The sequence below is a fragment of the Pantoea sp. PGP6 genome (genome assembly GCF_053474785.1).
The window spans coordinates 1,530,679-1,550,473 of sequence record NZ_JBQBMA010000001.1; the positions used below are offsets into that span (position 1 = coordinate 1,530,679).

The 19,795-nt window shown below is 59.1% G+C and carries 13 protein-coding genes; all 13 read right to left on the reverse strand.

Translation table 11 applies throughout. The features are described 5' to 3' along the window. Positions 1–5: 5 nt before the first annotated feature. Entirely contained in the window at positions 6–692 is a 687-nt protein-coding gene (locus tag ACLIBF_RS07270; protein WP_031377179.1) for a GntR family transcriptional regulator, read from the reverse strand. Positions 693–792: 100 nt separating this feature from the next. Then, positions 793–2,256 (reverse strand): mannitol dehydrogenase family protein, encoded by a 1,464-nt coding sequence (locus ACLIBF_RS07275; RefSeq protein ID WP_279810158.1) that lies wholly within the window; start codon positions 2,254–2,256, stop codon positions 793–795. Between the two features lie 67 nt (positions 2,257–2,323). Further along, on the reverse strand, positions 2,324–3,607 hold the full coding sequence (locus tag ACLIBF_RS07280) for an MFS transporter (protein WP_031377177.1): 1,284 nt from the start codon (positions 3,605–3,607) through the stop codon (positions 2,324–2,326). A gap of 80 nt (positions 3,608–3,687) precedes the next feature. After that, a complete protein-coding gene (locus tag ACLIBF_RS07285; protein ID WP_031377176.1) occupies positions 3,688–4,698 on the reverse strand; it encodes a Zn-dependent oxidoreductase in 1,011 nt (336 codons plus the stop codon). Between the two features lie 10 nt (positions 4,699–4,708). Beyond that, positions 4,709–5,923 (reverse strand): D-mannonate dehydratase ManD, encoded by a 1,215-nt coding sequence (manD, locus tag ACLIBF_RS07290; protein WP_448309499.1) that lies wholly within the window; start codon positions 5,921–5,923, stop codon positions 4,709–4,711. A gap of 145 nt (positions 5,924–6,068) precedes the next feature. After that, entirely contained in the window at positions 6,069–6,968 is a 900-nt protein-coding gene (gene yegS / locus ACLIBF_RS07295) for a lipid kinase YegS (RefSeq protein WP_031377174.1), read from the reverse strand. 220 nt (positions 6,969–7,188) lie between these two features. Continuing rightward, positions 7,189–8,571 (reverse strand): prephenate-dependent tRNA uridine(34) hydroxylase TrhP, encoded by a 1,383-nt coding sequence (trhP, locus tag ACLIBF_RS07300; protein ID WP_448309500.1) that lies wholly within the window; start codon positions 8,569–8,571, stop codon positions 7,189–7,191. Between the two features lie 126 nt (positions 8,572–8,697). Beyond that, entirely contained in the window at positions 8,698–9,405 is a 708-nt protein-coding gene (baeR, locus tag ACLIBF_RS07305) for an envelope stress response regulator BaeR (RefSeq protein WP_031377173.1), read from the reverse strand. 6 nt (positions 9,406–9,411) lie between these two features. Next, on the reverse strand, positions 9,412–10,800 hold the full coding sequence (baeS, locus tag ACLIBF_RS07310) for an envelope stress sensor histidine kinase BaeS (RefSeq protein ID WP_069728967.1): 1,389 nt from the start codon (positions 10,798–10,800) through the stop codon (positions 9,412–9,414). Continuing rightward, positions 10,797–12,203 (reverse strand): MFS transporter, encoded by a 1,407-nt coding sequence (gene mdtD, locus ACLIBF_RS07315; protein ID WP_031377172.1) that lies wholly within the window; start codon positions 12,201–12,203, stop codon positions 10,797–10,799. The genes baeS and mdtD overlap by 4 nt, the downstream gene beginning before the upstream one ends. Positions 12,204–12,270: 67 nt before the next feature. Further along, positions 12,271–15,345, reverse strand: a complete 3,075-nt coding sequence (gene mdtC, locus ACLIBF_RS07320) for a multidrug efflux RND transporter permease subunit MdtC (RefSeq protein WP_279810157.1) — start codon at positions 15,343–15,345, stop codon at positions 12,271–12,273. Beyond that, positions 15,342–18,464 carry an MdtB/MuxB family multidrug efflux RND transporter permease subunit gene (locus ACLIBF_RS07325; RefSeq protein ID WP_279810156.1) on the reverse strand — a complete coding sequence of 1,041 codons (3,123 nt, stop codon included), beginning with the start codon at positions 18,462–18,464 and terminating at the stop codon, positions 15,342–15,344. The genes mdtC and ACLIBF_RS07325 overlap by 4 nt, the downstream gene beginning before the upstream one ends. Beyond that, positions 18,464–19,699: an MdtA/MuxA family multidrug efflux RND transporter periplasmic adaptor subunit gene (locus ACLIBF_RS07330; protein WP_279810155.1), complete on the reverse strand. Its 1,236-nt coding sequence runs from the start codon at positions 19,697–19,699 to the stop codon at positions 18,464–18,466. Before ACLIBF_RS07330 ends, ACLIBF_RS07325 begins: the two co-directional genes overlap by 1 nt. Positions 19,700–19,795 lie beyond the last annotated feature (96 nt).

Consider the following 19,795-nt stretch of genomic DNA (forward strand, 5'->3'; position numbering starts at 1 on the left):
CCGGGTCAGGGTGCTTCAAACCATGCGCTGTTGCGCTCGGCAATAGGGGTAATTGAGAAAATCATCTCCTGCAAATGACGGCGCATCGCGGCTTCGGCGGCGTCTGCGTCGTGATGTTTCAACGCTGCAAAAATCTCCTCATGCTGCTGAATCAGGCTTTCCGGCGGTGAAACCTCACTCAGGGTCAGAAAACGAACCCGGTCCATCGCCGCTTTAATGTTCTCGACGGTTTCCCACGCCAGCTTGCAATCAATACTTTCGGCAATCAGCCGGTGAAACTCATCATCCAGGCTGAGAAACGCCTGGCTGTCATGCCGCTCAGCCGCCATGCGTTGCAGCTGCAGGTTGTGTTCCAGCATCATCAGCGCCGGGTCGCCAATCTCCAGCGCCGCACGGCGCACCACTGAGACTTCCACCGCTTCACGGATGAAGCGGCCGTCCGCCACCCGTTTGGCGGAAATTTTACGCACAAAGGTGCCGCGTTGCGGCAATACCTGTACCAGTCCGGCTTCGGCCAGCTTGATGAACGCTTCGCGCACCGGCTGGCGTGAGACGTTAAAACGCGCAGAGACCTCTTTTTCCGACAGCAGCGAACCCGGCTGAATCACACAGGTCACGATATCTTTGCGCAAAAACCGGTAAATCTGCTGATTCACCGGTTCGCTGGTTGTAATGGTATAGGCGATCGACATGCAGCAATATCCATATTACGGCTGGCTGGTGCCAGCCCGAAGGGAAAGGGTCAGTCTAATCAGCACGCTGCGTCTGCGCCAGTGCTTTGTCATCATCGCATCAGGCGCGGGTCATGTACTGCTGCACCGTCGCACGCGCACCCTGGGTAGTCAGCTGCTGATAACAGGCGGTCAGCCGGGCGACCAGATCGGCGTTGTCTGCCAGATCGTCGCCGAAGATCTGGCGCAGGCCGAGCAGCGCACGCACGCGCGCTTCACCTTCTTCGCTGCTGGCCACGCATTCTGCCAGCGTCGTCTTCAGCGGATCGCGAACCTCAATCGGCTGACCCTGTTCGTCGGTCCCCCCGACATAGCGCATCCAGCCAGCCACGCCGAGCAGCAGCAGTTCACAGCGGCTGTTATTACTCAGATGCCAGCGCAGACTGTCCAGCAGGCGCTGCGGTAATTTTTGCGATCCGTCAGTGGCGATTTGCCAGGTACGATGTTTGATGGCGCGGTTTTCATAGCGGGCGATCAGCGAATCGGCATAGGCTTCAAGGTCCACGCCCTGAGTGCGCAAAGTGGGTGCCTGCTCATCGACCATCAGTGAACGGGCAGCGGCGCGGAAGTGCGGATCGGCCATGCAATCGCTGATGTGCTGATAGCCGGCAAGGTAGCCAAGGTAGGCGAGAAACGAGTGGCTGCCATTCAGCATGCGCAGTTTCATCTCTTCATACGGCAATACGTCGCTGACCAGTTCTGCTCCCGCCTTTTCCCACGCCGGACGACCGCTGACAAAATTATCTTCGATGACCCACTGAAAGAACGGTTCCGCTTCAACCGCTACCGGGTCACGGGAGCCGAGCCGCCCGGCCAGCGCGTCAAACGCCGCCTCCGTCATCGCCGGCACAATCCGGTCAACCATGGTTGAGGGAAAGGTCACCTGCTGCTGAATATAGTCCGCCAGCGCCGCATCCTGCCGTTGTGCCAGCTGCACAATCACGTTGCGGGTGACGTGGCCGTTCTCCGGCATGTTATCGCACGACATCACGCTGAAGGGCGGCAGGCCGAGCTGCCGACGGCGATTAATGGCGGCCAGAATCAGGCCTGGCAACGAACGCGGCGTCTGCGGATTGTCGAGGTCATGCACGATATCGGGATGATCCGGGTTCAGATTGCCGCTGGCTGGCTGATGGCAATAGCCTTTCTCGGTCACGGTCATCGAAACAATTGCCACCTCGGGCTGACACATGGCGTTGATCACCGCCTCAATGCCGTCGCCTTTGCCGTGCAGCGCCGCAGTAATCACGCCGATCACCCGGGTCTGCAGCGAATCATTCGCCATTTCGGTCAGGGTATAGAGCAACTGCTGTTCACGCAGCGCCTGAATCAGTTCGCCGCTGTTGAGGTTAACTTCGCAGTAACCCCAGTCACTGCCGTGTTCGGCGGCCAGCTTATCGCTGCACAGCGCCTGATGCGCGCGGTGAAAGGCACCAAAGCCGATATGTACCATACGGGTTTTAAGCTGGGCCCGGTCATAGGCAGGGCGCTGGATCTCAGCGGGCAGGCGATCGATCTGTAACATAGTCCGTCCTTATGGCAAACGGGGCGCGAGGCGCCCCGAAATCAGTGATCATGTTGCGTGATGAGGATTACACCGAAACTGGCTTATCCTGGGTCTTCGGGCTGCGGATCACAAACAGCACCAGGAAGGCACCCAGCGCAGCGACAGCGCCGGCCAGCACAAAGGCGCTGTCAAACTTACCGGTATGCTGGACGATAAAGCCGGTCACAATCGGTCCGATGATGCCGGAAAGGCTGCCGACCAGGTGGATAAAGCCGCTGATGCTGCCGACACGACTCTTGTGCACCACATCCTGAATAATCGCCCAGTAGATCGCGCCGGTAATGTAGAGGAAGAAGATCGATACCGACATCATCATCACCGCAGGAACCACCTCTTTTATCGTACCTGCCAGCGCCACACAAATTGCCGCCGCCAGCAGTGAGACCACCAGCACAATTTTACGTGACAACAACAGTTTGCCGGTGATGTTGAAGATTTTATCGGAGATCCAGCCGCCCAGCGCCAGGCCGACGAAACCCACAATCCACGGGATCATGGTGGTAATGCTCATCGACTTAATATCCAGACCATGGGCCTGCACCAGATAGGCCGGGAACCAGCTCAGGAAGAAGAACAGGATGTAGTTGTAGCAGAAGAAGGCAAAGGCGGTCACCAGGATGATTGGCTGACGCAGGTAGTAGCCAAACGGATGGGCAGTTTCTGAAAGATCGGCCTCATCGTTAGGGTTAGCCGCTTTCAGGCGTTCAATTAATAGACGTTCCTCTTCGCTGACCCGTTTGCTTTTCGCCGGGTTGTCCGCGGCAAAGAACAGCCAAAAGGTCATCCACACCAGACCGATGCAGCAGACGATGATGAAGGCCGGACGCCAGCCGTACGCCAGCGCCAGATAACCGATGATCGGACCGGCAACCGCGCCACCCAGTGGCGAACCGGCGCTGAGTAAGCCCATCGCGGTGGCTGCCTGTTTTTTGGGAAACCAGCCGTTGATCGCTTTATTCGCCGAGGCGCAGATCGGACCTTCAGCCATGCCGAACAGCACGCGCAGGATCAGCAGCGACCAGAAACCGGTCGCCAGCGCAGTCATGCCGCAGAAGATAGACCAGGCGCCTACCGCGACGGCCAGCACGATTTTCGGGCCAAACCGGTCAGTGGCGAGACCGCCGACGAAGTTAAACAGCGCGTAACCGAAGAAGAAGCTGCCAAAGATCATGCCGAACTGCTCAGCATTGATCGCCAGATCTTTTTCCACCAGCGGCACCGTCAGTGACAGGGCAACACGATCGAGGTAATTGATCATGTAAACCAGGAACAACAGCAAAACGAGGGTCCAGCGCAGATTCTTGAACATAAAAACTCCGTGATCTGTTTTCTCTTTGTAATAAGCCGGCGGGTACGCACCGGCTGAGGACACCTGGTGTTCAGTGGGCATTAACCCATTTGAAGGATCACTTTGCAGCAGGTGCGCGGATCTTTTTCGAACAGCGTCATGGCGCGTTCAATCTCCTGCAACGGGAAATAGTGGGTGACCAGCTTCTCTGGCTGGATTAACCCTTTTTCCATCCAGTCAATCACCTGCGGAAAGCGGTGGCTGTTGAGACGTGAGGTAAACAGCGACAACTCTTTACTGGTGAGACTTTGCTGGGTAATGCTGCAGGGTTCGCCGGAAAAGCCCAGCAGACCGATGCGCGCCGCCGGAGAGGCGAGGGCGGCCGCTTCTGCCAGAATGGTGGGATGGCAGGCCGCGTCGATAATCAGCGTCGGCTGAATGCCTTCCAGCTGCGCCGCCAGCGGGATCTCGCTGTTGTTAAACAGCCGATCGGCACCGTTCTGCTGCGCCAGCTCCAGCCGTTCCGGCAGACGATCCACCACCATCACCTCTCTGACGTTGTAAACGCCCTTCAGTACCTGGATGGCGGTCAGTCCCATCGGACCGGCCCCGTAAATCAGCGCCACATCCTGCGGTTGCGGCTGCAGGAAAGCGGTGATGTTAGCCGCGATGGTGAACGGCTCGACCAGGCTGGCCAGCCGGTCGGGGATCGCATCCGGCAGATGATAAGCGTTGCTGGCCGGCGCCAGCGCATATTCGCTAAAGCCGCCGTCGCGATGCACGCCAATCACCTGCAGTGAGGTACAGACGTTGGGGCGACCCACCGAGCAGGGGTAGCAGTGACCGCAGCTGACCACCGGATCGACCGCCACGCGCTCGCCCAGCCGGGCCGGATCGACGCCTTCACCCAGCGCATCAATCACGCCGAAAAACTCATGACCAATCACCCGCGGATATTTAGCGAACGGGTTGTGGCCGTGCCAGATATGCACATCAGAACCGCAGATGCTGGCATAGGCCACTTTGACCCGGACTTCACCGGCCGTCGGTTGCGGCAGAGGACGTTCAGCCAGCACCAGCTCGCCCGGTTGTTCAATCACCACACTTTTCATCAGGCTCTCCTTACCAGTTCCACAGCGTACCGTCTTCCAGACGGGCCACCGGCAGATAGGCGGGTTCATAGGGATATTTCGCAGCCAGCTTCTCGTTGAACTCAATGCCCAGACCCGGTTTATCGCCAGGATGCATGTAGCCCTGATCGAAGGTCCAGTTCGCCTCGAACAGCTCCATCATCTGCTCAGAGAAGCCCATGTACTCCTGCACACCGAAGTTCGGTACCCAGAGATCGAAGTGCAGCGCCGCTGCCATGCAGATTGGCGAGAGATCGGAAGGACCGTGTGAACCGGTGCGCACCTGGTAAAGTGAGGCGAAATCTGCGATGCGGCGCATGCCGGTAATGCCGCCCGCATGGGTGATGGTGGTGCGGATATAGTCAATCAGCTGCTCTTCAATCAGCTGTTTACAGTCCCAGATGCTGTTAAATACTTCACCGACCGCAATTGGCGTCACGGTGTGCTGACGGATCAGGCGGAAGCACTCCTGGTTCTCAGCCGGCGTCGGATCTTCCATCCAGAACAGGCGATAATCTTCCACGCTCTTACCGAAACGCGCCGCTTCAATCGGCGTCAGGCGATGGTGCATGTCGTGCAGCAGATGTTCATCGAAGCCAAATTTGTCGCGGATCGCTGCGAACAGTTTTGGCGTGAAATCGAGGTATATCTCGGTGGACCAGAGCTGCTCTTCCGGCCAGTTGCCTTTGGTCGCCGGCTCGTAGGCCAGACCTTTGCCTTTGGCCATGCCGTAGGTGGTTTTCATGCCTGGCACGCCGCACTGGGCGCGAATCGCCTTGAATCCCAGCTCTTTGTGCTTCGCGTAGTCGTCCATCACTTCATCAATCGAATGACCGGTGGTGTGGCAATAGACCATAACGCCGGTGCGCGATGCGCCGCCCAGCAGCTGGTAAACCGGCATGTTGGCGGCTTTGCCTTTGATATCCCACAGCGCCATATCCACCGCCGAAATGGCTGACATGGTGACCGGACCGCGACGCCAGTAAGCGCCTTTATAGAAGTACTGCCAGATATCTTCGATTTGATGCGCATCGCGGCCAATCAGCTGCGGGCAAACGTGATCTTTCAGGTAGGAGGCGACCGGTAATTCGCGGCCATTCAGCGTGGCATCACCAATCCCGGTCAGGCCCTGATCGGTGGTGATTTTGACGGTGACAAAGTTTCTGCCTGCGCAGGTAACAAATACTTCAGCGTTAACAATTTTCATCCTGGTAGCCTTCAGTCAGCATTCAATGATGAAAAAATACGCGCTTTAATACTACCATACAAGTTGGCCGGGCAGAGTTGTGAAGGCAATCACAAAGCATTTACATTTGCCCAAAAAAAGGGGCTTTCGCCCCCTTGTCTGCGTATCAGGCCAGCAGAGGACACTGCGGCGGCAGGCGACAGCTCAGCGCGCCCGCCAGCACTTCAATCACGAACTCGCGCCCGGACAGCGGTTCGCCATCAAGGTTAAAGGTCATTTCATGCGGCGAACGGATGGTCAGCGACTCCAGCTGGGTCGTGACGATACCCGGATTGTCATCATCACCGGTCAGCGAATGCAGCAGGGTAGGCAGCAACTCCTGCGCGGTAACGATGCTGACATCCAGCCGGCCATCATTGATCAGCGCCGACGGACAGAGGCGCTGTCCGCCGCCCGCCTGACGGCCATTGCCGATACCGATCACCAGCGCATCGCCCTGCCACTGAAAGTCAGGTCCGCTGATTTCACAGGTATCGGGCTTCAGGGTATCCATCCGCATCAGACCGTGAATAAAGTAGGAAACGCCACCGAGGGCGGACTTGAGCTTTTCCGGCGTTTCAGTGGTGATACGGGTGCCAAAACCGCCGGTCGCCATATTAATGAAGTAGTGAGTCTGATTAACCCGTGCCAGATCGATGGTGCTGGCTTTGCCCTGGATCGCCAGCCGCAGCGCCGGTTCCATCTCTTCGGGAATGCCGACGCTGGTGGCGAAATCATTGGCGGTGCCGAGCGGCAGAATGCCCAGTACCGGACGATGGTCTGCCTCAGACGCCGCCAGCGCGGTGGCGATTTCATTGATGGTGCCGTCACCGCCGCCGGCGACTACGGTCTCTGCCTGCAGCGCAATCGCCTCTTTGACGTAGCGGTCGCCGTCCCCTTTTTCAAAGGTCACGCGCACTGCGATATCAAAGCCTTCTTCACGCAGCGAGCCGATCGCGGCACGCAGATCGTCATTGCCTGCGCCTTTTCCATTCAGGATCAGCAGCGTAAGCGATTTTTTATCCATTATCTGTTCCTTGAAGATCACCAGAGTGAGAGGGGGTTATAACACAGCTGACAGCTGAAAATTATTGGCGAAAGTGAGAAAAAAGAAAACCCGCACGGGGGAGCCGGGCGGGTGAATGAGGTGGTTCCAGTAATAACCTGCTGATTATTGTTACTCGTTAGCAGCAGGCGGGACTATAAGGCAGTGGCGCGCAGGGGTCTGTGATCCTGTTCTAACTTCGTCAAAATGTTTCAGATGGTAAACGATTTGCATGCGGATCGCGGGTGTCCTGACCGTGATCGAAGTTGCGCAGCAGCAGGCCGAAACGCAAATCAACCTCCTCCGGCACCCGCAGCCAGACGCGGTGGCCGTCGCCCGGCGCAACGTCAATTGCCTCGCCGCGGCCGTTTTGCAGCGCATCGAGCTGGCACAACAGATTCCCGGCGGGCGTCATGATCTCCAGCGTATCGTGCAGCATAAACTTGTTTTTCACCGCCACTTCCGCCCAGGCATCCCGTCGTTCACCGGTGAATTCACCGACAAACTGCTGACGATCGGAGACCGAAAAGCCCTGCTGATAGTTCTGGTAGCTGTCGTGGGTATGGCGACGCAAAAAGCCTTCGGTATAGCCACGATGCGCCAGCCCTTCCAGCGTCTCCAGCAGTGAGGGATCGAAAGGTTTACCGGCGGCGGCATCGTCAATCGCCCGGCGATAGACCTGAGCGGTGCGGGCGCAGTAATAGTAGGACTTGGTGCGGCCTTCAATCTTCAGCGAATGAACGCCCATCTGACTGAGACGCTCGACGTGCGCCACCGCGCGCAGGTCTTTGGAGTTCATGATATAGGTGCCGTGCTCATCCTCGAAGGCGCTCATCACTTCGCCCGGTTTCATCTTTTCTTCCAGCAGAAAGACTTTATCCGTCGGCTGACCTACGCCGAGGGTTGGCGTCACATCCTGCACCGGGATCGGCTGGTGAATACCGACGATGTTACCCACTTCATCCTGCTGGCCTTCAGCCACCTTATACTCCCAGCGGCAGGCGTTGGTGCAGGTACCCTGATTGGGATCGCGCTTATTCATGTAGCCGGAGAGCTGGCAGCGACCGGAATAGGCCATGCAGAGCGCGCCGTGGACAAACACCTCCAGTTCCATCTCCGGCACCTGCTGACGGATTTCGGCAATCTCCTCCAGCGACAGTTCACGAGAGAGAATCACCCGGCTCAGCCCCATCTGCTGCCAGAATTTTACCGTCGCCCAGTTAACCGCATTGGCCTGCACCGACAGATGAATCGGCATCTGTGGAAAGGCCTCCCGCACCAGCATGATCAGACCCGGATCGGACATGATCAGTGCATCGGGCTGCATCGCCACCACCGGGGTTAAATCACGAATAAAGGTTTTCAGCTTGGCGTTATGCGGGGCAATGTTGACCACCACATAAAACTTTTTGCCCAGCGCATGCGCTTCATCGATCCCTTTGGCGAGATTTTCATGGGTGAATTCGTTGTTGCGCACCCGCAGGCTGTAGCGCGGCTGGCCAGCGTAGACCGCATCGGCACCGTAGGCGAAGGCGTAACGCATGTTTTTCAGCGTGCCGGCAGGGGAAAGCAGTTCGGGTTTCATCGGGTTCTCACTGATGTCAGGTCAGTATGCCGCCTCAGGCGACAGCGGCAGGGCCGGTTGATGGCCCTGCTAAAGGTGCGGAATTGTAGGCAGGGAGAAAACGGAAGTAAATTGATCGGGATCAAACTAGATCAAATGACAGACGTCAGCTTCCCAGCGATAACCCATTCCGTAGACGGCGCGGATAAAGGGTTGTTCACTGTCGAGGCTCTCCAGCTTGCGGCGCAGGTTTTTAATGTGGCTGTCGATGGTCCGATCGGTCACTACCCGATAGTCGTCATACAGGTGGTTGAGCAGCTGCTCGCGCGAAAAGACTTTGCCCGGCTCCAGCGACAGGGTTTTCAGCAGGCGAAATTCCGCCGGCGTCAGATCCAGCGGCCGGTCGCGCCAGCTGGCCACGAAACGGCCCTCATCAACCGTCAGCAGAGAGCTGTCCGGCACCGCTTCCGTGGCGCGTTTAACCCGTCGCAGAATAGTTTTCACCCGCGCCACCACTTCGCGCGGGCTGAACGGCTTGCAGATATAGTCATCTGCACCGATCTCCAGCCCGAGCAGCCGATCAATCTCTTCAGTACGGGCGGTAACCATGATGATCGGCAGTTCAGAATGACGGCGGATCTCGCGGCACAGCGTCAGCCCGTCGGTGCCGGGCAGCATTAAATCCAGCAGCATCAGATCGGGCGGCGACTGGCGAACGTAGTCCAGTACCGCATTGCCATCGGCAATATGGTGAGTGCGATAGTTAGAGGCGTGCAGATAATCGATCATTAACTGCGCCAGTTTGGGTTCGTCTTCGACCACCAGAATCAGCGGGTCGTGGTTTTCCTGGCTCATAAGCGCTTACACAGAGGGAACGTAGCGCAAGTGTAGCGCGATTTTCAGTCCACCTAAATCAGAGTGCTCTGCAGCGATGCGCCCGCCGTGTGCGTCAACGATGTTTTTACAGATCGCCAGCCCCAGTCCCGACCCGCCGCTGGCACGGTTACGTGACCCTTCGGTGCGGAAGAAGCGTTCGAAAATCTGGCTCTGATGTTCACCGTCAACGCCAGGCGCGCTGTCTTCCAGATCGATGCGCCAGTAAGGGGCTTCATACCAGAGTTTAACCTCGACCCGGCCACCGCTGTCGGTATAGCGCAGGCTGTTTTCCAGCAGATTGGTGAACAGTTGCATCAGCCGGTCAGGGTCGCCAAAGAACGGCGCTTCATCCGGTAAGTTGAGTTTCAGGCTTAAGCCGTAGGCGCGATAGCGTTCAGCAAAGCTGCCGGCGGTCACCTCCAGCAACTGCACCAGATCGGTTGCCTGCTTGCGGTAGGCGAGGGCGCCCTCATCAGAGAGTGACAGCTGATGCAGATCGTCCACCAGCTTGGTCAGCACCACCACTTCGCTCTGCAGCGAGGCGATCGCTTCCGGCGTCAGTTTACGCACGCCATCCTGCATCGCCTCCAGCTCGCCGCGCAGAATAGCCAGCGGGGTGCGCAGCTCGTGCGAGATGTCCGCCATAAACGCGCGGCGCATGCTTTCATTCTTTTCCAGCGAACTGGCCAGCCGGTTGAAGTCACCGGCCAGCTGGCCGAGTTCATCCTGACTGCCCACCTCAACCCGGGTCGCAAAATTACCGGCCGCCAGGTGATGGGTGCCGTCAACCAGCCGTTTGACCGGTGCCAGCAGGCCGCGTGCCATCAGCCAGGTGACCAGCGCGGCCAGCAGCGTCGACAGCGCGACGATATACCAGCTGGTACGCCGCTGCTGTTGATCAAAGTTGATGTCGGTGCTGCGCGTCAGCCGCTCCGGCGGCGATCCGATCACCCAGCCAACTACTTTGCCGGTGCTGGTAGTGATATTACGCCGCGACCCCTCGGGCGGAACCGGTGAGCGCGGGCCGACCATCACTTTATATTGCTGATCGAGGATCCAGAACTGGGTGCGCCAGCCGTGCGGCGGTAGCTGATTATTGCTGTCGGGATTCTGCTCCAGCGATCGCAGAATATTGAATACCAGCCGATCGTTGTGGCGCAGGAAATCCCAGTTGCCGTGCTGCTGATACTGATCGGCCAGCGCGTCACTCAGCAGGCTTAACCGCTGCTCGTTGCCGCGTTTAATATAGTCAACAAAGCCGTGCTCGAAGCTCAGACGGACGCCCCAGTGCATGGTGATCAATACCAGCATGCAGGTCGAGAAGATCGCCATAAACAGTTTGGCGCCAATGCCAAGGCGCAGGTTAACCCTCATGACTTTCTCCGGCGTCGTAAGTCGACGTTTTTACTTACCTGCTGCGGAACACGCCAGAACACCAGCGCGGGCAGGATAATGATCAGCGACATGCACAGGTAGGCATAAATAAACATCTGGTGTTCCGCACTGCTGTCGCTGGCGGCATCCTGGGCAAACGCACCCAGCAGTAAGCCCGCCAGCGTCACGCCGATACTCATCGACAGCTGCATAATCATCGACAGCAGGCTATTGCCGCTGGAGGCGAGTTCATCGGGCAACTCTTTCAGCGTCAGGGTATTCATTGAGGAGAAGCGAATGGCGTTGACCATCCCCTGCAGAAACAGCACCAGCGGCAGCAGCCAGACCCAGCCCATGATCGCCACCAGCGGGAACAGCAGCACTACCAGCGCCAGTGCAATGGTCGAAACCACCAGCACGTTGCGATAGCCAAACAGGTTAACGATGCGCACCACAATGCGCTTCATCCCCATGTTGCCGAGCACCATCGGGATCATCATCAGCCCGGCGTGAAACGGACTGTAGCCCATGCCGACCTGCAGGAAAATCGGCGTCATAAACGGCAGCATGCCGCTGCCGATGCGGCCGGTAAAGCTGCCGAGCAGGCCAATCGAATAGATGCGGTTATCAAACAGCTTCAGGCTGAACAGCGCATTGTCATTGCTGCGCGCATGCATCAGATAGAACAGCAGCGAGAACATGCCGATCAGGATCATCGCCCCGAGCAGCAACGGTGAACCGCCACTGCTGCGCTGACCATCCAGCGCCAGGGTTAAGGTCGCCATGCCAGCCGCCAGCAGGATAAAGCCGGTGAAGTCGAATCGTCGGGTCTGCATCGCGTAGTCAGGCATCAGCATCAGGGTCGCGACGGCACCGGCAATGCCGACCGGAATATTGATCAGGAAAATCCAGTGCCAGCTGGCGTACTCCACCAGCACGCCGCCCAGCGCCGGACCCAGCAGCGGCCCGATCTGCCCCGGCAGCGTGACAAAGGTCATCGCCGACATGTACTGCTCGCGCGGCACGATTTTCATCACCGTCAGGCGACCGACCGGCACCATCATCGCGCCGCCAATGCCCTGCACCACCCGCGACAGCACCAGCTGGTCGAGGGTGGTAGAGAGCGCGCACAGCAGCGATCCGAGGCTGAACAACACAATCGCGCTAAAGAAGATGTTACGCACGCCGAAGCGATCTGCCAGCCAGCCGCTGACCGGCAGCATGACCGCCACCGTCAGCACGTAATAGACAATCACCGAGTGCATATGCAGCGGACTGACGCCTAAATCGTGCGCCATCGCCGGTATGGCGGTGTTGACAATGGTGGTATCCAGCGTCTGCATAAAGAAGCCGATAGCGACTATCCATAATTGCCAGCGGACGTTTGCGCTCTGTGTACTCATCATTCAGTCCCGAAATCGCGTCGCTTCGTTCTTCACCTCGCGCGACGCTGCGGCGTCGCACACCCCGTTATTGCTGTTGCGCCAGCGCCAGCGGACGCTTTTTACGCCGTAGTTTATCCATCATCAGGTAGACCACCGGCGTGGTGTAGAGCGTCAGCAACTGGCTCATCACCAGACCGCCGGCGATGGTAATGCCGAGCGGCTGTCGCAGTTCCGCGCCGTCACCGCTGGTCAGCACCAGCGGCAGCGCGCCAAACAGCGCCGCCAGCGTGGTCATCAGAATCGGCCGGAAGCGCAGCAGGCAGGCCTGAAAAATCGCCTCGCGCGCGCTGAGCTGGCCGTTGCGTTGTGCCTCAAGGGCAAAATCTACCATCATGATAGCGTTCTTTTTCACGATGCCGATCAGCAGCAGAATTCCGATCAGCGCAATCAGGCTGAACGGCGTATCGAACAATTCCAGCGCCAGCAGTGCGCCAACCCCGGCCGACGGCAGCGTCGACAGAATGGTGAGCGGATGGACATAGCTCTCATACAGCATCCCCAGCACGATATAGACCGCGCCAATGGCCGCCAGCATCAGCCACAGCTGGCTGCTCTGCGACTGCTGGAATACCTGCGCTGTACCGGCAAAACTGCCGCGTACGCTGGAAGGCACCCCGAGCGAGGTCATGGTGCGCTCAATTGCCTCGGATGCCTGCGACAGCGACACGCCTTCCGGCAGGTTAAACGAGATGGTCGAGGCGGCAGAAAGCCCTTCATGATTGACCGACAGCGGGGCGTTGGCGGGCTGCCAGTGCGCAAACCACGACAGTGGAATTGCTTTGCCTTCGCTGTTGATAACAAACATCTGCGACAGGGCGCTGATATCCTGGGTATAGCGTGGATCGACCTCCATCACCACCTTGTACTGGTTAAGCGGCTGATAAATAGTAGAGATCTGGCGCTGACCAAAGGCGTTATTCAGCAAGGCATTCGCTTCAGCGACGTTAATACCGAGTCGCGCCATACTTTCACGATCGTAGGTCAGGGCCATTTCGCTGCCTTTATCCTGCTGATCGGAGTTGACGTCCGCCAGCTGCGGCAGGGCGGCGAACGCCTGACGGATTTTCGGCTCCCAGCTGCGCAGGTCGTCGAGATTGTCCGACAGCAGCGAGTACTGATAACCGGCATTCGATTCACGGCCGCCGACCCGCAGATCCTGCACCGCATTCAGGTAGAGGTTAGCACCCGGCTCTTTTGCCAGTTTAACCCGCAGCCGGGCGATGACCGCCTGCGCGTTCTCTTTGCGCTCTGACAGCGGTTTCAGCGAGATAAACATCGAGCCGCTGTTGGTGCGCATCCCACCGGTAAAGCCGACCACGCTCTCTACCGCCGGATCGGCACCGACGATCTCCATAAAATCCTGCAGCTTACTGCGCATCGCCTGGAACGAAATGCTCTGGTCGGCCGAGATAAAACCGGAGAGCCGGCCGGTGTCCTGCTCCGGCATAAAGGTTTTCGGGATGCTGATAAACAGCCAGACGGTGAGGGCGATGGTGGCGAAAAACAGCAGCAGCACCCAGCGGGCATGGTTCAGCACCACATTGAGCGAGCGGCCATAGCCCTGCTGAATCGCCAGCAGCAGCCGGCCCGATCCATGCCGACGGGGCTGGCTGCCGGGTGCCGACGGTTTCAGCAGATATGCACACATCATCGGCGTCAGGGTTACTGAGATAAACAGCGAGATCACAATCGCCACCGACAGGGTGATGGCAAACTCGGAGAAGAAGCGGCCAATCAGCCCGCCGATCATCAGCAGCGGCAGGAAGACCGCGATCAGTGACAGACTCATCGACAGTACGGTAAAGCCGACTTCACGTACCCCTTTCAGCGCTGCGGGCAACGGCTTCATGCCCGCCTCGACGTGGCGGGCGATGTTCTCCAGCACCACAATCGCATCATCGACCACAAAGCCGGTGGCGATGGTCAGCGCCATCAGCGACAGGTTGTTGAGACTAAAGCCGCACAGGTACATCGCGGCGAAGGTGCCAATCAGTGAAACTGGCACCGCCACCGCCGGGATCAGCGTGGCGCGACCCGAGCGCAGGAAAACAAACACCACCAGAATCACCAGCGCCACGGCGATCACCAGCGATTGCTCCACTTCATGCAGCGAGGCACGAATGGTGGGGGAGCGATCCTGAGCGATCTGCAGGTCGATGGCGGCCGGGATCACCTCATGCAGCAGCGGCATTTCGGCGCGGATACGGTCCACCGTATCGATGACGTTAGCTTCAGGCGTTTTGCGGATCAGCAGCAGCACCGCCGGTTTACCGCGTGACATCCCGGCATTACGCACGTCCTGAACCGAGTCTTCGACTGTCGCCACGTCCGACAGCCTGACCGCCGCGCCGTTGTTGTAATGCACTATCAGCGGCTGATACTCACTGGCGGTCTGTAGCGCATCATTGGTACGCAACTGCCAGCGCTGCTGCGAATCATCCAGTGCACCCTGCGGCCGTCGCTGATTGGCGTTGGAAATGGCGGTGCGCACCGCATCCAGCGACACGCCCTGATTAAACAGCGCCTGTGGATTCAGTGCCACGCGGACCGCAGGCAGCGAGCTGCCGCCTACGGTGACGTCGCCGACGCCCTCAATCTGTGACAGTTTCTGCGCCAGCTGCGTCGAGGCGTAGTCATACAGCTGACCCGGATTGTAGCTGTCCGAGGTCAGCGTCATGATCATAATCGGCGCATCTGAAGGGTTCACTTTGCGATACGTCGGGCGCGACGGCATCCCGGTAGGCAGCAGGCTTTGCGCCGCGTTAATCGCGGCCTGAACATCGCGCGCGGCTCCGTTGATGTCACGATCAAAATCAAACACCAGAATGATGCGGGTGCTGCCGAGTGAATTGGTTGAGGTCATTTCACTGACGCCGGCGATGCGGCCCAGCGAGCGCTCGAGTGGCGTGGCGACCGACGACGCCATGATCTCCGGCGCGGCACCCGGCAGCGAGGCCGAAATCACGATCACCGGAAAATCGACCTGCGGCAGCGGTGCCACCGGCAGCAGGCGAAAACCGAGGATGCCAGCCAGCGCAATTGCCAGCGTCAGCAGGGTTGTGGCGACCGGCCGATGAATAAACAGGGCAAAAAACTTCACTCTGCGGCCTCCGTGCGGCCGAGGCGACGGCGGGTGGCGTGCGCCAGCTGATCAAACAGCAGGTAGATCACCGGCGTGGTGAACAGCGTCAGCACCTGACTGACAATCAGACCGCCGACCATCGCAATCCCCAGCGGGTGACGCAGTTCCGCGCCGACCCCGGTGCTGAGCATCAGCGGTAACGCGCCGAGCAGCGCCGCCAGCGTGGTCATCAGAATCGGCCGGAAACGCAACAGGCAGGCCTGATAGATAGCATCGTAAGGCTGCATCCCCTGTTCACGCTCAGCCGCCAGCGCGAAGTCGATCATCATGATGGCGTTCTTTTTCACGATACCGATCAGCAGAATGATGCCGATGATCGCCACAATATCCAGTTCGTTGCCGCTGAGCATCAGCGCCAGCAGCGCCCCGACGCCCGCGGTTGGCAGCGTCGACAGTATGGTGATTGGATGGATAAAGCTCTCATACAGCACCCCGAGCACGATATACATCGCTACAATCGCCGCCACAATCAGCCAGACGGTGCTGCTCAGCGCCGCTTCAAACGCCAGCGTGCTGCCCTGGAACTGGGTCATCATTTCGGCGGGCATACCGAGCTGCGCTTCTGCCTGCGATACCGCTTTGACCGCATCTTCCAGCGAATAGCCGTCAGCCACGTTGAACGAGAAGGTCGCCGACGGGAACTGATCGAGATGGTTGATACTGAGCGGTGTATGACGCTGTTCAATACGGGCAAAGGTGCTCAGCGGCACATTGCCGCCGTCGCTGCTGGCCAGACGAATGCTCTCCAGGCTTTGCAGGCCAGGCGTGGCGCGGTTGTCCTGCTCCAGCACCACACGATACTGATTAGCCTGGGTATAAATGGTAGAGATCAGGCGCTGACCAAAGGCGTTATACAGCGCGTTATCCACGTCCGCCATACTGATACCCAGCCGGCTGGCGCTGGCACGATCGACATTGATATAGGCTTCCAGTCCCTGATCCTGCCAGTCGCTGCTGACATCCCGCAGTTGCGGCAGGGTATTCAGCTCGGCCAGCAGCGCCGGCACCCAGGTGGTGAGTGAAGCCAGCGAACCCGACTGCAGCGTAAACTGATAGGGCGTGCGGCTCGCCTGGGTATCAATGGTGAGATCCTGTACCGCCTGCAGCCACAGCTGCACGCCCGGAATCTGGCTCACCTGCTGTTGCAGCCGTTGCTGAATCACCGGGATCCGATCTTCACGCTGGTCGAGCGGCTTGAGGTTGATTTGCAGCCGGGCACTGTTCAGCGCGGCATTAGTGCCGTCCACCCCGACAAATGAGGTCATGCTCTGCACCGCTGGATCTTTCATGATGATTGAAGCCACATCGCGGGTACGCTCGGCCATGCTGGCGTAGGAGACGGACTGCGGCGCCTGCAGCGTGCCCTGAATAATGCTGTTGTCCTGCTGCGGGAAAAAGCCTTTCGGGATCATCATCCACAGCAGGACGGTCAGCACCAGGGTACCGAGCGCGACCGATAAGGTCAGCCACCGATGATTAAGCACCCGGCGTAACCCGCGACCGTAGACGGCAATGATGCGCTCAAACATCGCTTCGCTGGCGCGTGAGAAACGGTTCTGCTTACGCAGCGACCCGGCGCTCAGCATCCGGGCGCACATCATCGGCGTCAGGGTCAGCGAGACCACTGCCGAGATCAGAATCGCCACCGCCAGCGTCACCGCAAACTCGCGGAACAGGCGGCCAATGACATCGCCCATAAACAGCAGCGGGATCAGCACTGCAATCAGTGAGAAGGTCAGCGAGATGATGGTAAAACCGATTTCGCCTGCGCCTTTCAGCGCCGCGGTTAACGGTTTTTCCCCTTTTTCGATGTAGCGGGAGATGTTCTCAATCACCACAATCGCGTCATCGACCACAAACCCGGTGGCAATGGTCAGCGCCATTAAGGTCAGGTTGTTGATCGAAAAGCCGAGAAAATACATCGCCGCAAAGGTGCCGATCAGCGACAGCGGCACCGCAACCGCCGGGATCAGCGTGGCGGGCACATTGCGCAGGAACAGGTAGATGATCATCACCACCAGCGCCATCGCCAGTATCAGCTCATACTGGGTATCGCTGACCGAGGCGCGGATATTGGTGGTGCGGTCGGTCAGCAGTTTGACCTCGACCGATTTTGGCAACGCCGCCGTCAGCGCGGGCAGCATGGCGCGGATATTGTCAGCGGTAGCAATGATGTTGGCACCCGGCTGACGCTGCACGTTGAGCACAATCGCGGCGTCGCGGTTGGCCCAGGCACCCAGCCAGCTGTTCTCTGCGCCTTGCTCAATGGTGGCGACGTCACCCAACCGCACTGGCGCACCGTTGTTGTAGCTGATGATCAGCTGACGGTAATCTTCCGCCGATTTCATCTGGTCGTTGGCCGACAGGGTAATCGAGCGCGTCGGCCCATCCAGGCTGCCTTTAGCCGAATTGACGTTGGCGTCGCTGATGGCGGTACGCACCGTCTCGCTGGTCAGGCCAAGCGCCGCCAGCGCCTGGGCATTCATTTTGACCCGCACCGCCGGACGCTGACCGCCGGACAAGGTCACCAGCCCGACGCCGCTGACCTGAGAAATTTTCTGCGCCACCCGGGTTTCCACCATGTCCTGAACCTGGGTCAGCGGCATGCTGCGGGTGGTAACGGCCAGCGTCATGATCGGCGGATCGGCCGGGTTCACTTTGCTGTAGACCGGCGGATTGGGCAGATCGTTGGGCAGCAGGTTGGTGGCGGAGTTAATCGCCGCCTGCACTTCCTGTTCCGCCACGTCGAGCGGCAGGCTGAGCTGGAACTGCAGCGTCACCACCGATGCGCCGCCCGAACTCTGCGACGCCATCTGCTTCAGGCCCGACATCTGGCCGAACTGACGCTCCAGCGGCGCGGTAATGGATGAGGTGACCACGTCCGGACTGGCACCCGGATAGAGGGTAACCACCTGAATGGTCGGATAATCAACTTCCGGCAGCGCCGAAACCGGCAGGAAGCGATAGCCCAGCACGCCTGCCAGCAGAATGGCAATCATCAACAGCGTGGTGGCTACCGGACGCAGAATAAACTGGCGCGACGGTCCACCGCTGTGATCGGGAGGCATTACCTGCATTACTCACGCTCTCCCTTCGACGGCAGCGCCGCACGGCTACTGCGCGGTGCGGTACTTTGCGCCGCGACAATCTCAACTTTCGCGCCTTCGGTCAGGCGATCCAGACCATCGGTCACCACCCGTTCGCCCGCTTCCAGCCCGGCGCTGATCACCACTTTCTGGCTATCCTGCAGGCCGGCAATCACGCTTTTCTTGCTGACTTTATTATCGCTGTTGACCACCCAGACGAAGTGGCCTTCATTGCCCATCTGCAGCGCGGCGGCCGGAATAACAATCGCATCCTGCAGGGTATTGACCTTCAGCCGGACGTTAACGAACTGATTGGGGAACAGCGCACCGTCCTGATTATCGAAGCGCGCTTTGATCTTAATGGTGCCGGTGGTGACATCAATCTGGTTATCGAGGCTCAGCAGTTTACCGCTGGCAATCAGCGCCTGATTGCTGCGATCCCAGGCTTCGACCGGCAGCGGCTCACCGCTTTTCTGCGCCTTCAGAATCTGGCTGATGTTGTTTTCGGCGAGGGTGAACACCACGTCAATCGGCTGGGTCTGGGTGATCACCACAATGCCGGTGGTGTCGCCGCTGGTAACGTAGTTGCCGACGTCCACCTGCTTCAGACCGACCCGGCCGTCGATCGGCGCAGTAATCCGGCTGTAGGTCAGATTAAGCTGGGCGCTGGCGACGCTGCCCTGGTCCGCTTTCAGGGTGCCGAGGGTTTCGCTGACCAGCGAGCGCTGCGTATCCAGCTCCTGCTGTGACACCAGCGAACTTTTCGCCAGCTTTTCGAAACGCGCCAGGTCGCGGCGGGCGTTCGCCAGCGTGGCCTGATCTTTTGCCAGCTGACCCTCGGCCTGAGTTAACGCCACCTGATACGGACGCGGATCGACTTCTGCCAGCAAATCGCCGGCCTTAACCTGCTGGCCTTCGGTAAAGTGTATCGCCACCAGATCGCCGTTAACCCGGCTGCGCACCGTCGCGGTATTGGCGGCGGTGACGGTGCCTAATCCGCTCAGGTACTGCGGGACGCTCTGGCTGGTGGCGCTGGCGGCCTGAACCGGGGCGAGAGGACGACGGGCGCCGTCAGCGCCGCCTTTGCCGCGCGGCGTGCGTGCGCTACTCTGCTGGTCGGTCTGCGGCTCAGCAGCGTGCTGCCACCAGTAATATCCGCCGACGGCCGCGGCAATCACCACCAGCACAATCAGGCTCTTTTTCATAACAGGATGTCGGGTGCTCATTATTTTGCTTGCTCTCCAGCAGTGATGTAGTCCCAGGCGCAGGCATCAAACGGGTAGCCTGCAAACGTCAGATTGTAGTCGCCTCTGACGGGCAAA

Coding starts and splice junctions, on each gene's coding strand:
- mdtD (WP_031377172.1), bottom strand. CDS start 12,203: ATGAGTACACAGAGCGCAAACGTCCGCTGGCAATTATGGATAGTCGCT.
- ACLIBF_RS07285 (WP_031377176.1), bottom strand. CDS start 4,698: ATGAAAAGTGTGGTGATTGAACAACCGGGCGAGCTGGTGCTGGCTGAA.
- baeS (WP_069728967.1), bottom strand. CDS start 10,800: ATGAGGGTTAACCTGCGCCTTGGCATTGGCGCCAAACTGTTTATGGCG.
- trhP (WP_448309500.1), bottom strand. CDS start 8,571: ATGAAACCCGAACTGCTTTCCCCTGCCGGCACGCTGAAAAACATGCGT.
- manD (WP_448309499.1), bottom strand. CDS start 5,923: ATGAAAATTGTTAACGCTGAAGTATTTGTTACCTGCGCAGGCAGAAAC.
- ACLIBF_RS07275 (WP_279810158.1), bottom strand. CDS start 2,256: ATGTTACAGATCGATCGCCTGCCCGCTGAGATCCAGCGCCCTGCCTAT.
- ACLIBF_RS07330 (WP_279810155.1), bottom strand. CDS start 19,699: ATGAGCACCCGACATCCTGTTATGAAAAAGAGCCTGATTGTGCTGGTG.
- ACLIBF_RS07325 (WP_279810156.1), bottom strand. CDS start 18,464: ATGCAGGTAATGCCTCCCGATCACAGCGGTGGACCGTCGCGCCAGTTT.
- ACLIBF_RS07270 (WP_031377179.1), bottom strand. CDS start 692: ATGTCGATCGCCTATACCATTACAACCAGCGAACCGGTGAATCAGCAG.
- yegS (WP_031377174.1), bottom strand. CDS start 6,968: ATGGATAAAAAATCGCTTACGCTGCTGATCCTGAATGGAAAAGGCGCA.
- ACLIBF_RS07280 (WP_031377177.1), bottom strand. CDS start 3,607: ATGTTCAAGAATCTGCGCTGGACCCTCGTTTTGCTGTTGTTCCTGGTT.
- baeR (WP_031377173.1), bottom strand. CDS start 9,405: ATGAGCCAGGAAAACCACGACCCGCTGATTCTGGTGGTCGAAGACGAA.